The organism is Paenirhodobacter sp. YD-8, from assembly GCF_056590935.1.
The window spans coordinates 1,440,445-1,457,902 of record NZ_CM152649.1 but is presented as its reverse complement, the minus strand read 5'-3'; the positions used below and the strand labels follow the sequence as shown (position 1 = coordinate 1,457,902).

Below are 17,458 nucleotides of genomic sequence, written 5' to 3'. Positions count from 1 at the left end.
TCAAGGTTTCAGGAAAAACGGAGCGCCGCCGCCAAGGCCGGACCGTTCAGTGCCAGTGCGGTTCGGGGTCGTCGCCGGGGTCGATCACCAGCAACAGCCGGGTCTGGCCGCTGCCCGCGATCGGAGGAGAGCGGTGCAGCACCCCCGGTTCCTCGTCGCCCGGCCAGCGCGTGCCGCGCATCAGCACGACCGCGCCCGCCGGCGCATCGGCGACCGGCGCCTGAGGATCCGAGCGCGGTGCGCCAAGGGCGAATTCCGTCCCCGCCCCGCGATAGGTACACAGCATCCGCAGCCGCAGATTGTCGACGTGAAAGCGTGAACAGGCGTTGGTGCGGATCGCCTGCAGCCGCAGATGCAGCCGCTGCGCCCCGGCGATGGCGGCGAACATCTGTGCAAGCGCGGTCACGTCAGCGATCAGCGCGGCGCGCAGCGGCCCCTCGGCCAGCCCCGCCGCGGCGCAGGCCTCGCGCAGGCAGGGGCCCACGCCCTCGAGGCGCACGGTCTCGCGCAGCTCGGGCAGGTTCGCCGCGGGCAGCGCCGCCAGCCCCGCGCCAAGCACCTGCGGCCAGTCGCGCTGCCAGATCGCCGCGCCGACGCCGCGCGTGCCGATCCGGTTCAGCACCTCGGGGCCCGTGCCCTGCACGATGCCCGCCGCGCGCAGCCCGGCCTGCGGCGGCACCGCAGGGATGGACGTCATGCTCTGGTCCATGCTGCCCCCTGCCCTCAGGCGACCTGCCGCGGGCCGAAGGCCGGGAACGGGTCGGGCAGCCGTGCCCAAGCCTCGGGGCTGAACTCCCACGCCTCGACCAGCGCCGTATTCAGCCGCGCACAGATCGCCTCGCGGTCGAGCGCAGTACCGATGAAGACGATCTCCTGGCGCCGGTCGCCCCAGGGCTCGACCCAGTTCTTCGCAATCTCGGCCTGCGCATCGGGGTGCTGGGGCAGCCGGCTTTGCGGCACCGAGGCCCACCAGCGCCCGAGCGGCGTGATCGAGGCCTTGATCCCGGCAAGGCTGAACTCGAGCGCCCAGTCGGGCCGCGTGGCGATCCAGAAATGACCCTTGGCGCGGATCACGCCCGGCAGCGACCCGGTCAGCACATCGCGGATCTTCATCGGGTCGAAGGGCGCGCGGGCGTGATAGACGAAGGAGGAAATCCCGTATTCCTCGGTCTCGGGCACGTGATTGGCAAAACCGTAAAGCTCCTTGGCCCAGAGCGGATGCTCCTGCGCGCGGTCGAAGTCGAAAAGCCCGGTGTCAAAGATATCCTTGGCGTCGACCTCGCTGAAATCGGTCTCGATCAGCCGCGCATCGGGGTTGAGCGCCTTGACGATCTGGCGCGCCCGGGCGGTGCGCTCGGGCCCGGCATCGGTGACCTTGTTCAGCACCACGATATCGGCGAATTCGATCTGATCGGTGAGCAGATCGACCAGTGTGCGCTCGTCCTCCTCACCGAGGCTCTCGCCGCGGTCGGCGATGAAATCGCCGCTGTTGAAATCCTGCGTCAGGTTGATCGCGTCGACCACCGTCACCATCGTGTCGAGCCGCGCGATGTCGGACAGGCTGGCGCCCGCCTCGTCGCGGAAGTCGAAGGTGGCGGCGACGGGCAGCGGCTCGGCGATGCCGGTGCCCTCGATCAGCAGATAATCGAAGCGCCCCTCTTCGGCGAGCTTGCGCACCCCCTGCAGCAGGTCGTCGCGCAGCGTGCAGCAGATGCAGCCGTTCGACATTTCCACGAGCTTCTCTTCGGCGCGGTTCAGCTCGGCGCCCTCGCGCACCAGGTCGGCGTCGATGTTCACCTCGGACATGTCGTTGACGATGACCGCGACGCGGCGCCCCTCGCGGTTGTTCAGGACGTGGTTCAGGAGCGTGGTCTTGCCGGCGCCGAGAAAGCCCGACAGCACGGTGACGGGAAGGCGGGTGTCGGCGGAGCGGGAGGGGGCTGTGCGGGTCATGGCGGTCCAGATTTGTTATGTTATGTTATATTATAACTAACTCGCAACGCCGGGTTCCGCAATGCCCAATCCCGTTCCGGGCCGAGATCGGTAATGGCCCGCGGATCGCGGGCCAGTCCATCGCTCGTCGACCGGGTCAGGCGTTCCAGTCCGGCGCGACCGAGGCGGCGATGCTGTGGTCAAGCGCCTCGAAGACGCCAAGCCCGATGGTGTCGTAGAGCTCCTGCCGGGTCTGCATCTCGGGAATCATCGCGGTGGTCGCGCCGTCACGGGCGATCGCCGCGTATAGCCGTTCCTGTGCCTTGTTCGCGACCCGCAGCGACGAGACCGGCCAGATCACCATGTCATAGCCAAGCGCCTCGAACTCGGCCGCGCTCAGCGTGGGCGTGCGGCCGAACTCGGTCATGTTGGCCAGAAGCCTGACCCCTGGCAGCGCGGCGCGGACCTCGCGGAACATCTCGACCGAGGTCAGCGCCTCGGGGAAGATCGCATCCGCCCCCGCCTCGACGTAAAGCTGCGCGCGCGCGATCGCCCCTTCGAGCCCCTCGGAAGCCGCCGCATCGGTGCGCGCGATGACCACGAGATCGCGCGCCGCCCGCGCCGCCGCCGCGACCTTGGCCGCCATGTCGGCCGCCGGGGCCAGCTTCTTGTCGTTCAGATGGCCGCATTTCTTCGGCAAAAGCTGATCTTCCAGATGCACGGCGCCGGCGCCTGCCTCCTCGAAGACGCGCACCATGTGCATGACGTTCAGCGCCTCGCCATAGCCGGTGTCACCATCGACCAGGAGCGGCAGGCCCGAGGCCCGCGCGATCTGGCGGATGAAGAAGGCGACCTCGTCCACGGTGATGATGCCAAGGTCGGGTAGCCCCATTGAGGCGGTCATCGCCGCCCCCGAAAGATAGAGCGCGTCGAAGCCCGCGGCCTTTGCCTGCAGTGCCGCCTGGCCGTTGTGCGCGCCCGGCAGGCGCAGGATGCCGGGCGCATCGAGCGCGCGGCGGAAGCGGCGCCCGGCGCTGTCGCCGGGCAGGTCGTCTGCGATCAGATAGGGCATGATCTCACTCCGGATAGGCGGTCAGCAGGCCGCCGCGCTGCGCGATCGGCAGGAATTTGCGGTCTTCGGGGCCGGTGTAATGGGCCGAGGGGCGGATGATCTTGTTATCAAGCCGCTGCTCGACCACATGCGCGCCCCAGCCCGCGGTGCGGGCAATGACGAAGATCGGGGTGAACATCGCCGTCGGCACACCGAGCAGGTGGTAGGAGACCGCCGAATACCAGTCGAGGTTCGGAAACATCGCTTTGGCGTCCCACATCACCTGCTCGATCCGCTCGGCGACCGAAAACATCTTCATCGAGCCGGCCTCTTCGGCGAGCTTGCGCGCGACGCGCTTGATGACGACGTTGCGCGGATCGGAGACGGTATAGACCGGGTGGCCGAAGCCGATCACCACCTCCTTCGCCGCGACCCGGGCGCGGATGTCGGCCTCGGCCGCGTCGGGGCTCGGGTAGCGTTTCTGGATCTCGAAGGCGACCTCGTTCGCACCGCCGTGCTTGGGCCCGCGCAGCGCACCGATGGCGCCGGCCACCGCCGAATAGACGTCGGACCCCGTCCCCGCGATTGTGCGCGCGGTGAAGGTCGAGGCGTTGAACTCGTGCTCGGCGTAGAGGATCAGCGTGGTGTGCATCGCCCGCACGTGCTCGGGCGTCGGCGGGGTGCCATGCAGCAGGTGCAGGAAATGGCCGGCGATGGACTCGTCTTCCGTCTCGACCTCGATCCGGCGGCCGTTCTGCGCGAAGTGATACCAGTAAAGCAGCATCGAGCCCTGCGCCGCGATCAGCCGGTCGACGATATCGCGCGCGCCCGGCGTGTTGTGATCGGCGGCCTCCGGCAGCGCGCAGCCCATCGCCGAGACGCCCGAGCGCAGCACATCCATCGGATGCGCGGCCGCCGGGATCGCCTCCAGCGTCGCACGCACCGCCTGCGGCAGGCCACGCAGCGCGCGCAGCTTCGCTTTATAGGCCGTCAGCTCCGCCTCGGTCGGCAGGCCGCCGTGGATCAGCAGATGCGCGATCTCCTCGTACTCGCAGGTCTCGGCGATATCGAGGATGTCATAGCCGCGGTAATGCAGGTCATTGCCGCTTTGGCCGACCGAACACAGCGCGGTATTGCCCGCCACCACGCCCGAGAGCGCCACCGATTTCTTCGGCTTCGTCACCGCACCGCTCATTTCGCCCTCCAGTCGAAAATACCGTGAGGCCGCGCCGCGCCGAGCTTGTCGGCATCGACGGTGAAATTCAGCTGGCCAAGATCGCCCGCCTTCAGATCGGCAAGCCCCTCGGCCGCCTCGAGGAAGCGCATCTGTTCGGCCGCGCTCAGCACGCCCTCGGAGAGCGTCAGGAACTTGTGCACGTAATTGCTGCGCACGAAGGGGCGCGCGCCATCCGGGTGCGCATCGGCCAGCGCCAGCTCGTCGACGATCTTCGAGCCATCGTCGAGCGTCACCGTGACCCGCCCGCCGAAAGCCTTCTCCTTCGGGTCGCGGGCGTGATAGCGGCGCGTCCACTCCGGGTCCTCGGCGGTCGAGATCTTGTGCCACAGCGCCACGGTCGAGGGCCGCTGCGCGCGCTCGGGGGCATAGCTCGCCACGTGATGCCAGCCACCATCTTCGAGCGCGACGGCGAAGATGTACATGATCGAATGATCGAGCGTCTCGCGCGAGGCCTTCGGGTCCATCTTCTGCGGGTCGTTTGCGCCGGTGCCGATGACGTTGTGGGTGTGGTGCGAGGTCTCGATCAGGATCGAGCGCACCCGCGACAGGTCGCCGATCTTCGGCCCCATCCGGCGGGCGAGGTCGATCAGCGCCTGGCTCTGGTATTCGGCCGAATGCTCCTTGGTATAGGTGTCGAGGATCGCGCGCTTCGCCTCGCCCGGTTCGGGCAGCGGCACGTGATAGACCGCCTCGGGCCCGCCCAGCATCCAGGCGATGAACCCGTCCTCGCCCTCCCAGGCGGGGCTCGGCGCGCCCTCGCCGCGCATCACCCGGTCCACCGCCTCGATCGCCATCTTGCCGGCGAAGGCCGGGGCATAGGCCTTCCAGCTGGAGATCTCGCCCTTGCGGCTTTGGCGCGTGGTGGTGGTGACGTGCAGCGCCTGCTGGATCGCCTGATAAATCACCTCGACCGGCAGGTTCAGCGCGGTGCCGATGCCCGCCGCGGCCGAGGGGCCGAGATGGGCGATGTGGTCGATCTTGTGCTCGTGCAGGCAGATCCCCTTCACCAGGTCGACCTGGATTTCATAGCCGGTGGCCAGACCGCGGATCAGATCCGCCCCCGACAGCCCGCAATGCTGCGCCACCGCCAGGATCGGCGGGATGTTGTCACCCGGGTGCGAATATTCGGCGGCCAGGAAGGTGTCGTGAAAATCCAGTTCGCGCACCGCCGTGCCATTCGCCCAGGCCGCCCATTCCGGGCTGACCCGGGTGCCCTCGGCCATGCCGAAGACCGTGGCGCCCGGCGCATAGGGGTGGCACAGCGCCTGCGCCCGGGCCGAGGCGACGGGCCGGCGCGCGACCGAGGCCGCTGCCACCGCCGCATTGTCGATCACCCGGTTGATGATCATCTCGGTCACCTCGGCCCCGACCGCCACCGGGTCGGCCGCCACCTCGGCGATCTTCCACGCCAGCTGGTCCTCGCGCGCCAGATGCTCAGCAGAGCGATAGCGCCGCACCTCATGCATTTTCATGCCCTTGTCTCCTTCCTTTGAGTGTCTTCGGCGATCGCCCGTGGCCGCCCGGCCCCGTCCACCGCCACCATCTCGAACCGCCCCTGCAGGACCGCGCGCCGCGCGCCGGTGCCCAGGTCCTCGGCCACGCCCGCGACCGAAACGCTCATCGAGCTGCGCCCGACGCGGATCACCTCGGAGCGCAGCTCCAGAAGTTCCCCCACCCGGATCGGGGTGGCGAAATCCACCCGATCCGAGCGCGCCATCACCACCGCGCCGCGCGCCCGCCGGATCGCCACGACGAAGGCGGCCTTCGCCATCAGGGCAAGCGCATTGCCACCGAACAGCGTGCCGTAATGGTTCGCCTGCTCGGGAAAGATCATCTCGACCATCACGGCCGGGTCGTCGGGGATGCGGGTCATGCGAGGCTCCTTTGCCGATCGTCTCGGGACCGGCAGGAAGACCTTTTCACAACAGAGCATTCAGTTTAAACTACTGAAAATGCTTATGTTTGTGAATGAATGCCGCAGATTTTGCGAATATTGCGAAGGATTGGATGATGAAGAAGCCCTTCATGGGGGTGCGCCTGCGCCGGCTGCGCGAGGAACACGGCATGACGCAGGTGGCGCTGGCGCGCGCGCTGGAACTCAGCCCGAGCTATCTGAACCAGATGGAGAAGAACCAGCGCCCGCTGACGGTGCCGGTGCTACTCAAGCTGAACGCGGTCTTCGGGCTGGACGTGCAGCTGTTCTCGGAATCCGAGGAGGCGCGGCTGATCCCCGACCTGCGTGCGGCGCTCGCCGATCAGGGCGCCAGCGCCTCGATGGCCGAGCTGCGCGAGCTCGCCGCCAACATGCCCGGCGTCGCCCGCACGATCATCGCGATGCAGGCGCGGCTGCGCGAGAATGCCGAGCGGATCGACCTGATGAACGGGCGCATCATCGGCGGGCTCGGCGGCGCGCCGGCGCCCTTCGAGGCGGTGCGCGACTGGTTCTACGTGCAGCGCAACTACATCCCGAGCCTCGACGAGGCGGCCGAAGAGATCGGCCGCAGCCTGCGCCCCGGGAGGATGGCCGAGGGGCTGACCGACCGGCTGGCCGGACGGCACGGCATCCGCGTCACGCTTGATGAAGACGCGCCCGCGCTGCGTCGCCACGACCCGGCGGCGCGGGTGCTGCACCTGTCCGCCCGGCTGCGCCCCGGCCAGCGCGCCTTCCAGATGGCGACGCAGATCGCCTTTCTCGAACAGCGCGCCGAGATCGACCGGCTCACCGCCGAGGCCGGCATGGAAAGTGACGAGGCGCGCGACCTGCTGCGCATCGGCCTGGCGAATTACTTCGCCGGCGCGCTGATCCTGCCCTATGGCGCCTTCATCGCGGCGGCCGAGGCCGAGCGCTATGACATCGAACTGCTGGCGCGCCGCTTCGGCGTCGGCTTCGAGACGACCTGCCACCGGCTCTCGACACTGCAGAGGCCGCAGGCGCGCGGCGTGCCGTTCTTCTTCATCCGGGTCGACCGCGCCGGCAATATCTCGAAACGGCAATCGGCGACCGATTTCCATTTCTCGCGGATCGGCGGTTCCTGCCCGCTGTGGAACGTCTACGAGGCGTTCTCGCGCCCCGGCGAGGTCCTGACGCAGGTGGCGCAGATGCCCGACGGGCGGTCCTACCTGTGGGTGGCCCGCACGGTGAGCCACGGCGCGGGCGGCTATGGCGCGCCCATCAAGCGCTTTGCCGTGGCGCTTGGCTGCGATCTCGCCCATGCGGAACGGCTGGTCTATGCACGGGGGATCGAGCTGCGCAGCCCCGCCCGCGCGACACCGATCGGTGCGGGCTGCAAGATCTGCGACCGCCCCGCCTGCCCGCAGCGCGCCTTTCCGATGACCGGGCGCCCGCTGCGCCCCGACCCGGACCGCTCCCGCTTCACCCCCTACTCCAGCGACTGAACCGAGATCGCCGCCCCCGGGATGCGGGAGCGGCGGACCACCTCAGAAATCCCAGTCCGCATCCTCCGTCGCAACCGCCTTGCCGATCACATAGGACGAGCCCGAGCCCGAGAAGAAATCGTGATTCTCGTCGGCGTTCGGGCTCAGCGCGGCAAGGATCGCCGGGTTCACCCGGCACAGCTCGTCAGGGAAGAGGTTCTCGAAACCGAGGTTCTGCAGCGCCTTGTTGGCGTTGTAATGCAGGAAGGCCTTCACGTCCTCGCTCAGCCCGAGCGGATCATAGAGCGTCTCGGTATAGCGGCACTCGATCGCGTAAAGATCGAAGATCAGCGCGAAGGCGAAATCCTTGATCTCCTGCCGCTCGGCCGCGCTCAGCCGCTCCATCCCGCGCTGGAACTTGTAGCCGATGTAATAGCCATGCACCGCCTCGTCGCGGATGATGAGGCGGATCAGATCGGCGGTGTTGGTCAGCCGCGCCCGGCTCGACCAGTGCATCGGCAGGTAGAAGCCCGAATAGAACAGGAAGCTTTCCAGAAAGACGCTCGCCACCTTCTTCTTCAGCGGCTGCGAGGCGGCATCGTATTCGTCGAGGATCAGACGCGCCTTCTGCTGCAGATGCGGGTTCTCCTCGGACCAGCGAAAGGCTTCGTCTACCTCCGGGGTCGAGCACAGCGTCGAGAAGATCGAGGAATAGGACCGCGCATGCACCGCCTCCATGAAGGCGATGTTGGTCAGCACCGCCTCCTCATGCGGGGTGACCGCATCGGGCATCAGCGCGGGCGCGCCCACCGTGTTCTGGATCGTGTCCAGAAGCGTCAGCCCGGTGAACACCCGGATCGTCAGCCGCTGCTCGTCCTCGGTCAGCTGCGACCAGCTCTGGATGTCATTCGACAGCGGCACTTTCTCGGGCAGCCAGAAGTTCACCGTCAGCCGGTTCCAGATCTCCAGATCCTTGTCGTCCTGCACCCTGTTCCAGTTGATCGCGCGCGGCACCGGCCGCCCCGCAAAATCCTTCATCGTCTCGGCCCCTTTTTCTTGGCGCAAATACTCCGGGGGTCCGGGGGCAGCGCCCCCGGCCGGCTCCGGTCACGATCCCCCCTCACAGCGAGCACGACACGCAGCCCTGCACCTCGGTCCCCTCGAGGGCCATCTGCCGCAGGCGGATGTAGTAGATCGTCTTGATCCCCGCCTTCCAGGCATGGATCTGCGCGCGGTTGATGTCGCGCGTGCTGGCCGTGTCCTTGAAGAACAGCGTCAGCGACAACCCCTGATCGACATGCTGGGTCGCCGCCGCATAGGTGTCGACGATCGCCTCGGGTCCGATCTCATAGGCGTCGCGATAGAACTCAAGGTTCTCGTTCGTCATATAGGCGGCGGGGTAATAGACCCGGCCGATCTTGCCCTCTTTCCGGATCTCGATCTTCGCGGTGATCGGATGGATTGAGGAGGTGGCGTTGTTGATGTAACTGATCGAGCCGGTGGGCGGCACCGCCTGCAGGTTGCGGTTGTAAAGCCCGCCCTCCATCACCGCGTCCCGCAGCGCGGCCCAATCCGCGCGGGTGGGCACGGCGATGCCGAAGCGCTCGAAAAGGTCGGTCACCGTCTCGGTCTCGGGCAGCCAGTCGCGGGTCACGTATTTCTCGAAGAAACGGCCATCGGCATATGTCGAATTCTCAAACCCGACGAAGCTGCGCCCGCGCTCGCGCGCCAGCACGTTCGAGGCGCGCAAGCAGTGGTACAGCACCGTGGCGAAATAGATATTGGTGAAGTCGATACCCTCGGGGCTGCCGTAATGGATGCGCTCGCGGGCCAGGAAGCCATGCAGGTTCATCTGGCCCAGCCCGATCGCGTGGCTTTCGTCGTTGCCGCGCCGGATCGAGGGTACCGAGTCGATCGCCGACATCTCGCTGACCGCGTTCAGCGCCCGCACCGCGGCCTCGACCGTGGCGCCGAGGTCGCCGCCATCCATCGCCTTGGCGATGTTGAGCGAGCCGAGGTTGCACGAGATGTCGGTGCCGAGGTGGCGATAGCTCAGGTCGTCGTTGAACTCCGACGCCTCGTTCACCTGCAGGATTTCCGAGCATAGGTTCGACATGGTGATCCGCCCCGCCACCGGGTTCGCCCGGTTTACCGTGTCCTCGAACATCAGGTACGGATAGCCGCTCTCGAACTGGATCTCGGCGAGCGTCTGGAAGAAGGCACGCGCATTGATTTTGCGCTTGCGGATCTTCGGGTTGTCGACCATCTCGCGGTAGCGCTCGGTCACCGAGATCTCCGAGAAGGGCTTGCCATAGACCTTCTCCACGTCATGCGGCGAGAACAGGTACATCTCCTCGTTGCGCTTCGCGAGTTCGAAGGTGATGTCGGGGATGACGACGCCAAGGGACAGCGTCTTGATCCGGATCTTCTCGTCGGCATTCTCGCGCTTGGTGTCGAGGAAACGCAGGATGTCGGGGTGATGGGCGTTCAGATAGACCGCCCCCGCACCCTGCCGCGCGCCCAGCTGGTTGGCATAGCTGAAACTGTCCTCGAGCAGTTTCATCACCGGGATCACCCCCGAGGACTGGTTCTCGATCCCCTTGATCGCGGCGCCCTGCTCGCGGATGTTGGTCAGCATCAAGGCCACGCCGCCGCCGCGCTTCGACAGCTGCAGCGCCGAATTGATCGCCCGGCCGATGCTCTCCATGTTGTCCTCGATGCGCAGCAGGAAGCACGAGATCAGCTCGCCGCGCTGCGCCTTGCCGGCATTGAGGAAGGTGGGCGTCGCCGGCTGGAACCGGCCGGCCAGCATTTCGTGCATCAGCCGCAGCGCCAGCGCCTCGTCGCCGCGGGCGAGCGTCAGCGCGACCATCACCACCCGGTCCTCGAAGCGTTCGAGGTAGCGCTTCCCGTCGCGGGTCTTCAGCGTATAGCTGGTGTAATACTTGAACGCGCCGAGGAAGGTCGGGAAGCGGAACTTGACGCGAAAGGCCGCGTCCCAGATCCGCGCGAGGAAACCGGCGTCGTACTGGTCAAGGACATGGCCCTCGTAATAGCCCTCCTCGACCAGGTAGCGCAGCTTTTCCTCGAGCGAGTGGAAGAACACGGTGTTCTGGTTCACGTGGCTCAGGAAATACTGCCGCGCGGCCATGCGGTCGGCGTCGAAGCGGATGCGCCCCTGATCGTCGTAAAGGTTCAGCATCGCGTTCAGCGCATGATAGTCGAGCCCCTGCCATTCGGCGGGCACGCCCTTGGCCGGGGCGGCGTCGCTCAGATCGCGGTCGAGAATTGCGTCTTCCAAAACCTGTCCAGTCCTTCTGTGACACGGGCGATATCGGTGGGCGTGCCGGCCAGCTCGAAGCGATAGAGCACCGGCACCGCGCATTTTTGCGCGATGACATCGCCGGCAAGCGCGAAGAGCGCGCCGAAATTGCGGTTGCCGCTGGCGATCACGCCGCGCAGCTGCGCGCGGGAGTCCGGATCGTTCAGAAACCGGATCACCTGTTTATGGACGGCGCCGCGCCCTGCCCCGTCGGCATAGGTCGGCGTCACCAGAACGAAGGGCGCGCGGGGGGCGGGCATCGGCGCCTCGGCCGCGACCGGGATCCGATCGGCGGGCAGGCCGAGCGCACGGATGAAGCGCGCGGTATTGCCCGAGCGCGAGGAGAAATAGACAAGCCCGCCCATCCGCTCAGGCCAGCGCCGCGATCTTGTCGGGCCGGAACCCCGCCCAGTGGTCATCGCCGGTCATCACCACCGGCGCCTGCCGATAGCCGAGCTCGGTGACCCGGGCGAGCGCCTCGGCATCCTCGGTCAGATCGATGAGGTCGAAGGCAAGGCCGCGGGCGGCCAGCGCACGGGTGGTGGCGGTGCATTGCACGCAGGCCGGTTTCGAATAGACGGTGATGCTCATCTCGGGTCCCTTGTCTGTGCCATAGGGCGGCAGGATCAGGGACGCGGGCAGATGCGGACGCGCCGCATTGCACAACGCCTCCGGGCCCACCGACCGGTTCGTCTCTTGCGTCCTGGCAGGTCTCCTGGCTCGCGGTTCGATCGCTTCCCCCTCCTTCCCGGCGCAGCGCGCCAGTGGATCAACGGGGTCGGCTCACCGCTCACAGTTGCGGGGGCAGCGCCGGTCTTACACCGGCTTCCCTTTTCACCCGCGACGAGTCGCGGGCACCAAGACAACATCATTTAGATACACCCGGGGCAAACATGTCAATATCCGGTATATAGCGCACCAATCGAGCAGGTCAGTATCTGACGATACCACTGCTCTGCTCCCTGAGAACTGGATTGAGCCACAACGTCGTGGCCGACGTGTCCGGCCCTTTGCGGACGGTCAGTCACCCCTTCCAATGGGTGCGAGGTTGGCCTCGGTCACTTTCATTCGGTTCGAGGAATATCGAGCAACGGGCCCGCGTCGATGCCGCGCCGAGCTAAAAGCTCGGGGCGGCAAACCACGAAGCAGCCTTTAACGCCATCCCTGACAGCCTGTTCGGCCTGCACCTCGTCGGAAAGCTTGAGCCACCGTGATTTGCCTTGAAACACGGGCGTCAGAACATAGCCCGAGCTGATCCAGCCGCCCGGGAAGAAATAACGCTCTGCTCCGACAGCAGGTTGAACACTGACAGGCAAGACCACTGCCGCTTTCTTCACCTTGGGTGGCCGCGCCGTCGGAATTGCGAACGCTCTGAGCCGCTCAAGACCATCGTAGTCCATCCGTTCCGGCTCACGAAGCCGCGGATCTTCAACATGCAACTGTCGCAGGGTGAAACGGTCTTTGCCAAAATTGCAGAGCGCACAGGAGATCACGACATTTTCAACCGACGATCTGCCCCCATGGCTATGGGGCTCAACATGATCGAATTGCAGCCAAAGGGATTGGAAACCAGCATGTTGCTTCGACGGGTCACGACTATCCCAACCGACCGCTACGGGGTACAGTTTTGCCGCGATCTTTCGAATATCCGCATGAACCACAGGAATGCCGCAGTACCGGCAGCGGTAACCATCACGCTCAAGAACCGCTGCACGAATATCCGGTGCGATGTTACGGTCAGGATCGCGCTCAGATTTTGGAATGACCGAGGTGTCTCCCAGCGGCTTCATCTCCACGACATTCTTAATTACGCCCACCCAAGAAGAATTGAGCCAATCCCACACCTTCGGTGAGTCCGCTTGTCGAAAGAGATCATCGGCCTGGGCGAAGTCACCATGCACATGCGCATCTGCCGCGCCTTTCATGGCGTCCCAAGCGGCAAATATCTCTGGAATTGGTTCCTTGATACAGCGGCGCATTTTTCTCTCGCGTCCCTCCGGTCGATAAAACAACCGTAGAGGCTCCTATTTCGCGTCACAAGGAATAGCAGCTTAGCCTCTCCGCGATCAGTGTCGCATACGCCCGCCCATCCCCGTCGAGGACGGCCTGTTTCCCGGTGAATTTCTGCGCAACGCTGCCGTTCATACATGGCGCAGCCACCGGCCGCTTCCCGCCCCTCACGTCGATCCGAGGCCGGAAAAGCGGCGCAGTGAACGAACGGCTGCTTTTGCCAGACGCTGCAATCGGGCTGCCGCACACGCATCGGGCGGCTCTCGCCCATAAAGACATATCTCTAACGTAAGACAAGCCGGAACTGCCGCCGCCTCAGCAACGAGAGGTCATCCTTGTCAATCTATCCCGACACGGGCGATTGCTCTACGATCAGTACGCCAGTTTCGATCTGTTCTCGGACGAAGCGCTTAAAGCTCGGAGGCCAGACACGGATGAACCGCTCCGGGTTTGCCGGAGGCTCCAACTCCTGAGTAGGATGGAGCATCATGAGCAAGACCACGAACAAATTTTCTCCCGAAGTGCGCGAGCGTGCAGTACGCTTGGTTCTCGACACTGAGGGTCAGCATGGATCGCGTTGGCAGGCGGTCATGTCGATTTCCGCGAAGATCGGCTGCGCACCCCAGACCCTGAACGAGTGGGTCAAGAAGGCCGAGGTCGACAGCGGTAAGCGGGCTGGCGTCCCGACAGACATGGCCGAGAAGATGAAGGCGTTAGAGCGTGAGAACCGCGAGTTGCGCCAGGCGAACGAGATCCTTCGTAAGGCATCAGCGTATTTTGCGATGGCGGAGCTCGACCGCCGGTCGAAGTGATGGTCGGGTTCATCGACGATCAGCGAGGGGAGCACGGGGTCGAGCCGATCTGCAGGGTTCTGCCGATCGCCCCGTCCACCTACTACGATCACCTGGCGAAGCGTACCGATCCGGCCCGTTTGTCGGATCGCGCCCGCCGCGACGCAGTCCTGCGGCCCGAGATCGAGCGCGTCTTCGAGCAGAACTGGAGGGTATACGGCGTGCGCAAGGTCTGGCGTCAGCTGGATCGGGAAGGCCTCGATGTCGCCCGTTGCACAGTCGCCAGGCTGATGAAGGATATGGGTATTCAAGGCATTATCCGCGGCAAGCCGCACAGAACGACGGTGCCGGATAAAAAGGCTCCCTACCCTTTGGACAAGGTGAACCGGCAGTTCAGGGTTCCAGCGCCGAACATGCTTTGGGTTAGCGATTTCACCTACGTCGCCACCTGGAGGGGCTTCGTGTATGTGGCTTTCGTCATCGACGCCTACGCACGCCGGATCGTCGGCTGGCGGGCAAGCCAAACAGCACACGCAGGCTTCGTTCTCGATGCCCTTGAACAGGCTGTCCATGATCGCCGCCCGGTCAAGGGCGCAGGGCTCGTCCACCATTCCGACCGCGGGTCGCAATACCTGTCCATTCGCTACACCGAGCGTCTGGGAGAGGCCGGCATCGAGCCATCCGTGGGCAGTGTCGGCGACAGCTACGACAACGCGTTGGCCGAGACAATCAACGGCCTCTTCAAGGCAGAGGTCATCCATCGGCGCGGTCCGTGGCGTAACTTCGAGGCCGTCAAATATGCCACCATCGAATGGGTCGACTGGTTCAACAACCGCCGCTTGCTCGAGCCGATCGGGAACATTCCCCCGGCGGAAGCAGAGGTGAACTTCTACGCCGCTCTGGAAACTGAAGACATGGCTGCGTAACTAATCGAAATCAGCCTCCGGCAAACCCGGAGCGGTTCACGTCAACGGCATCACCTGCTCCATGAGCCGGGCGGGCAATGTCTGGGACAACTCCGCAATGGAGAGCTTCTTTTCATCGCTGAAAACCGAACGGGCGGCCCGTAAGGTCTACCGAACCCGCGAGGAGGCGCGCGCCGACGTCTTCGACTACATCGAGCGCTTCTACAACCCGCGCAGACGGCATTCGAAACTGGGCTACCTAAGCCCCATGGAGTTCGAGGCGCGCGGCGCTATGCTAGCTTAACCTGATGTCCACAAAACCGACAGCAGGCCAGTCTGCAGATCTCCGAGAGCGAGGAGATCAGAACATGTCAAAAGCAAAACAAAGATGCGGGCATCAAGGCTCGCGCAGCCCAAGCCAGATGCTGATGCTATCAAACAGCGCCATCAATGGATTGCGGCGGGCCTGGTTCAGCGCTGCGGGGGATTTGGCGACGAACCTGGTTCAGATGCTCGCGGCCGGCCTCGGGATGATGATCTTCCTCGCAACCTCCACCGAGGCGCTGTCCGCACCGCAGATCAGATGCACCTTCTTTGCCAGCCCAAGGCGACGTGCGGCCAGTAATCTGTCCGGAAAACGCTGAAATCTGCTCCGACGCTCAGTTCAAAACATGCAGGCGTCCGCAGATTTCAGGCAAGGCCTCCGCCTGCAGACGAGAAGACAAAGCGTCCTCGCGCAGCAGATCTTCCGTCAGATAACGGTGGAATTTTTCAAACACGAGGTTGGGACGGCCGGCAAACAGGTTGACCGCACCTCCCGACGCCAGTCGATCAAGGCTTTCGGCAAGCGGCAGATCTGCCTTGGCGCTGGCGATTTCGAGAAACCCGTCGTGTTCCTGCACCTCGTGGCCGAAGCTTTGCAGCGCCAGGGCCAGGGTGGTGTTCTTCACGGTCCCGCAGCCGGTCGCGATGAAGAAGGTGCTTTCGCCGGTCTGCACCACCGGGGATGTCTCGAAGCCGAGAGCATGGTAATTTCGGCGAGCCTCTGCGAGCAGTTCGAGCGCAGGACGGTCCATATAGCCGGGATCGCGGTCCCCCTCGAAGATCTCGCGCATCCTTGAGATGACCCGATCGTGGATCACTCCGGGGGAGCCTCCGAACAGGGGCGGCACGCCCGCTTGCGACGGCGTTACGGTGATCGCCCTGTTCGCGGTGTCGACCTCCTGCACGGTCCAGCGCCTGCCCGAGAAGATCAGCATCATCCCCCGGGACAGAACGTTCTCGAGAGGGATGGAGCCCAGATCCCTCCCCCCCGCGATCAGCCGGTATTCCTCGGGCGTCGGGAAGACAGCGTAGAACCCATAATGCCCGACCAGCTTTTCACCGACCTCCCCCAGCAGCAGAAGGCCATTCTGCGCCTGCTCGATCAGCCGGGCGTCAGACGTGCCGATCGCGCGCAGGACCTCGAGGAAGAGCGGCGCGGACACCTGCCGAAACGGCCCGTCCTGACAAAGCTGGCGATAGAGCTGCGCCGCTGTTGCACCGCCCCGGCCGGCGATGACCGACAAGACCTGATGCACAAGCGTCGACAGGTGCAACGCGTCCGGCCGTGGCGGTTCACACCAGCCTTCGAGCAATAACTCGATCATCGCGACCGCACGCACCAGCCCCAGACGAAGCCGGTCGACCAGGCTGCTGTCCGCCGCCAGTCGCGTTTCGATCGAATATTGTCGCAAGATCGCCGGCTGCCCCGCGCGTCGCCCCGAACGCCCCAGCCGTTGCCGCAAGGACGCCACGCTGAAAGGGGCGCCGATCTGGGCGACACAGGTGACATCGCCGATGTCGATTCCAAGCTCCAGCGTCGAGGTGCAGACAGCGGTGGTCGGCTTGCCCGCGTCCTTGAGCCGGCGCTCGACGAAGTCACGATGTTCGCGCGACAGGTTGGCGTGATGGGGGTAAAACTCCTGTGGCAGATGGGCGGTCTCGCAAAGTTCCCGCAGCCGGTCAGCGTAGATCTCGACCTGCTGCCGGGCCCCGGCAAAGACCAGATTGTTGCTGCCGCGCAGGTGCCTGAAAAGATGCTCGGCCACCGCGTCCGTGGCAGACGGGCCGGCGTCGTTCTGGTTGCCGGAGACATAGCCGCGCAACTGCAGGCGCAACTCGGCCTCCCCTCCGGTCGCCTTGACAAGCTGCACCGCCTCCGGATCGTCCGCGCGCAGATAGGCGCGGGCAATCGCCATGTCCCCCAGTGTCGCCGAAAGGCCGATCCGCCGGATCGGATGCCCGTTCGAGCGCTCGAGCCGCGCCAGCAGCGATCGCACCTGGACGCCCCGCTCGCTGTCGAGAATGGAATGCAACTCGTCGAGCACGACCGCCCGCGTGGCGCCGAAAAGCCGCGGGATTTCCAGCCCGCGCCGCACGAACAGCGCCTCGAGAGACTCAGGCGTGATCAGCAGAATGCCGCGCGGCGCCCTGAGGGCGCACGCCTTCACCGAAGCCGTCACATCACCATGCCACGGCGTCACCGGCAGGCCGGTTTCCTGGCAGATGTCGTCAAGCCGCCGCGCCTGATCGGTGATCAGCGCCTTGAGTGGCCCGATGTAAAGCAGGTCGAACCCGCTCTGTTCGGCCGGAGCCTGCAGAACCTGCGAGATCAGCGGCAGGAAGGCCGCCTCGGTCTTGCCGCCTGCCGTCGATGCCGCGACGATGACATCGTCGGAGCTATCGCAAACCGCGTGAATTGTCCGCGCCTGAACATCGCGCAATTCCGTCCATCCCTGTGCCCGGACCCATTTCTGGACCGGCCGGGCAAGCTTTTCGAAGGCGTTGCTCACC

15 protein-coding genes, 1 pseudogene, 1 riboswitch and 1 other annotated feature are annotated in these 17,458 nt (G+C 65.3%); of the genes and pseudogenes, 4 read left to right on the top strand and 12 right to left on the bottom strand.

Going from position 1 to position 17,458, the window contains the following annotated elements; genetic code table 11:
- Nucleotides 1–46 precede the first annotated feature (46 nt).
- The 6 genes from AC0QTQ_RS07125 to AC0QTQ_RS07100 all read right to left on the bottom strand — a co-directional run bounded on the left by AC0QTQ_RS07125 (nt 47) and on the right by AC0QTQ_RS07100 (nt 6,093).
- Nucleotides 47–697, bottom strand: a complete 651-nt coding sequence (locus AC0QTQ_RS07125; RefSeq protein WP_480258878.1) for a DUF1826 domain-containing protein — start codon at nt 695–697, stop codon at nt 47–49.
- 26 nt (nt 698–723) lie between these two features.
- Nucleotides 724–1,953: a GTP-binding protein gene (locus AC0QTQ_RS07120; RefSeq protein WP_480258877.1), complete on the bottom strand. Its 1,230-nt coding sequence runs from the start codon at nt 1,951–1,953 to the stop codon at nt 724–726.
- A 136-nt stretch (nt 1,954–2,089) separates the two neighbouring features.
- The gene (gene prpB, locus AC0QTQ_RS07115; RefSeq protein WP_480258876.1) at nt 2,090–3,004 is read right to left on the bottom strand and encodes a methylisocitrate lyase; all 915 of its coding nucleotides are present in this window, start codon (nt 3,002–3,004) and stop codon (nt 2,090–2,092) included.
- Between the two features lie 4 nt (nt 3,005–3,008).
- The gene (gene prpC, locus AC0QTQ_RS07110) at nt 3,009–4,178 is read right to left on the bottom strand and encodes a bifunctional 2-methylcitrate synthase/citrate synthase (RefSeq protein WP_480258875.1); all 1,170 of its coding nucleotides are present in this window, start codon (nt 4,176–4,178) and stop codon (nt 3,009–3,011) included.
- The gene (locus tag AC0QTQ_RS07105) at nt 4,175–5,692 is read right to left on the bottom strand and encodes an MmgE/PrpD family protein (RefSeq protein ID WP_480258874.1); all 1,518 of its coding nucleotides are present in this window, start codon (nt 5,690–5,692) and stop codon (nt 4,175–4,177) included. The genes prpC and AC0QTQ_RS07105 overlap by 4 nt, the downstream gene beginning before the upstream one ends.
- Nucleotides 5,689–6,093, bottom strand: a complete 405-nt coding sequence (locus AC0QTQ_RS07100; protein ID WP_121531522.1) for an acyl-CoA thioesterase — start codon at nt 6,091–6,093, stop codon at nt 5,689–5,691. Before AC0QTQ_RS07100 ends, AC0QTQ_RS07105 begins: the two co-directional genes overlap by 4 nt.
- Before the next feature lie 137 nt (nt 6,094–6,230).
- On the opposite strand from AC0QTQ_RS07100, the gene AC0QTQ_RS07095 reads away from it, so the two are divergent.
- On the top strand, nt 6,231–7,616 hold the full coding sequence (locus tag AC0QTQ_RS07095; RefSeq protein ID WP_480258873.1) for a short-chain fatty acyl-CoA regulator family protein: 1,386 nt from the start codon (nt 6,231–6,233) through the stop codon (nt 7,614–7,616).
- Between the two features lie 42 nt (nt 7,617–7,658).
- On the opposite strand, the gene nrdF is transcribed toward AC0QTQ_RS07095, so the two are convergent.
- The 5 genes from nrdF to AC0QTQ_RS07070 all read right to left on the bottom strand — a co-directional run bounded on the left by nrdF (nt 7,659) and on the right by AC0QTQ_RS07070 (nt 12,896).
- The gene (gene nrdF / locus AC0QTQ_RS07090) at nt 7,659–8,633 is read right to left on the bottom strand and encodes a class 1b ribonucleoside-diphosphate reductase subunit beta (RefSeq protein WP_480258872.1); all 975 of its coding nucleotides are present in this window, start codon (nt 8,631–8,633) and stop codon (nt 7,659–7,661) included.
- Nucleotides 8,634–8,715: 82 nt separating this feature from the next.
- On the bottom strand, nt 8,716–10,797 hold the full coding sequence (gene nrdE / locus AC0QTQ_RS07085) for a class 1b ribonucleoside-diphosphate reductase subunit alpha (protein WP_480259202.1): 2,082 nt from the start codon (nt 10,795–10,797) through the stop codon (nt 8,716–8,718).
- Nucleotides 10,798–10,865: 68 nt separating this feature from the next.
- Nucleotides 10,866–11,282: a class Ib ribonucleoside-diphosphate reductase assembly flavoprotein NrdI gene (nrdI, locus tag AC0QTQ_RS07080; protein ID WP_480258871.1), complete on the bottom strand. Its 417-nt coding sequence runs from the start codon at nt 11,280–11,282 to the stop codon at nt 10,866–10,868.
- A gap of 4 nt (nt 11,283–11,286) precedes the next feature.
- The gene (gene nrdH / locus AC0QTQ_RS07075) at nt 11,287–11,508 is read right to left on the bottom strand and encodes a glutaredoxin-like protein NrdH (RefSeq protein ID WP_480258870.1); all 222 of its coding nucleotides are present in this window, start codon (nt 11,506–11,508) and stop codon (nt 11,287–11,289) included.
- Between the two features lie 97 nt (nt 11,509–11,605).
- Nucleotides 11,606–11,794: riboswitch (cobalamin riboswitch) on the bottom strand.
- A gap of 187 nt (nt 11,795–11,981) precedes the next feature.
- Nucleotides 11,982–12,896, bottom strand: a complete 915-nt coding sequence (locus tag AC0QTQ_RS07070; protein ID WP_480258869.1) for an HNH endonuclease — start codon at nt 12,894–12,896, stop codon at nt 11,982–11,984.
- A gap of 519 nt (nt 12,897–13,415) precedes the next feature.
- Here AC0QTQ_RS07070 and AC0QTQ_RS07065 point away from each other — a divergent pair.
- The 3 genes and pseudogenes from AC0QTQ_RS07065 to AC0QTQ_RS07055 all read left to right on the top strand — a co-directional run bounded on the left by AC0QTQ_RS07065 (nt 13,416) and on the right by AC0QTQ_RS07055 (nt 15,267).
- Nucleotides 13,416–14,644 (top strand): IS3 family transposase gene (locus AC0QTQ_RS07065; RefSeq protein ID WP_480258868.1). Its coding sequence is split into 2 segments (ribosomal slippage): nt 13,416–13,704 and nt 13,704–14,644, totalling 1,230 coding nucleotides; the frame shifts between segments, so codons are not numbered across the junction.
- Nucleotides 13,697–13,813: a sequence feature (AL1L pseudoknot), on the top strand. (Overlaps the previous gene by 117 nt.)
- 43 nt (nt 14,645–14,687) lie before the next feature.
- Nucleotides 14,688–14,927 (top strand): annotated as a pseudogene (locus tag AC0QTQ_RS07060) (IS3 family transposase); the annotation flags it as partial.
- Nucleotides 14,928–14,991: 64 nt separating this feature from the next.
- Nucleotides 14,992–15,267, top strand: coding sequence for a hypothetical protein (locus AC0QTQ_RS07055; RefSeq protein ID WP_480258867.1), 276 nt, complete (start codon nt 14,992–14,994; stop codon nt 15,265–15,267).
- A 15-nt stretch (nt 15,268–15,282) separates the two neighbouring features.
- Here AC0QTQ_RS07055 and AC0QTQ_RS07050 read toward each other — a convergent pair whose 3' ends face one another.
- A complete protein-coding gene (locus AC0QTQ_RS07050; protein ID WP_480258866.1) occupies nt 15,283–17,457 on the bottom strand; it encodes a DEAD/DEAH box helicase in 2,175 nt (724 codons plus the stop codon).
- Nucleotide 17,458 lies beyond the last annotated feature (1 nt).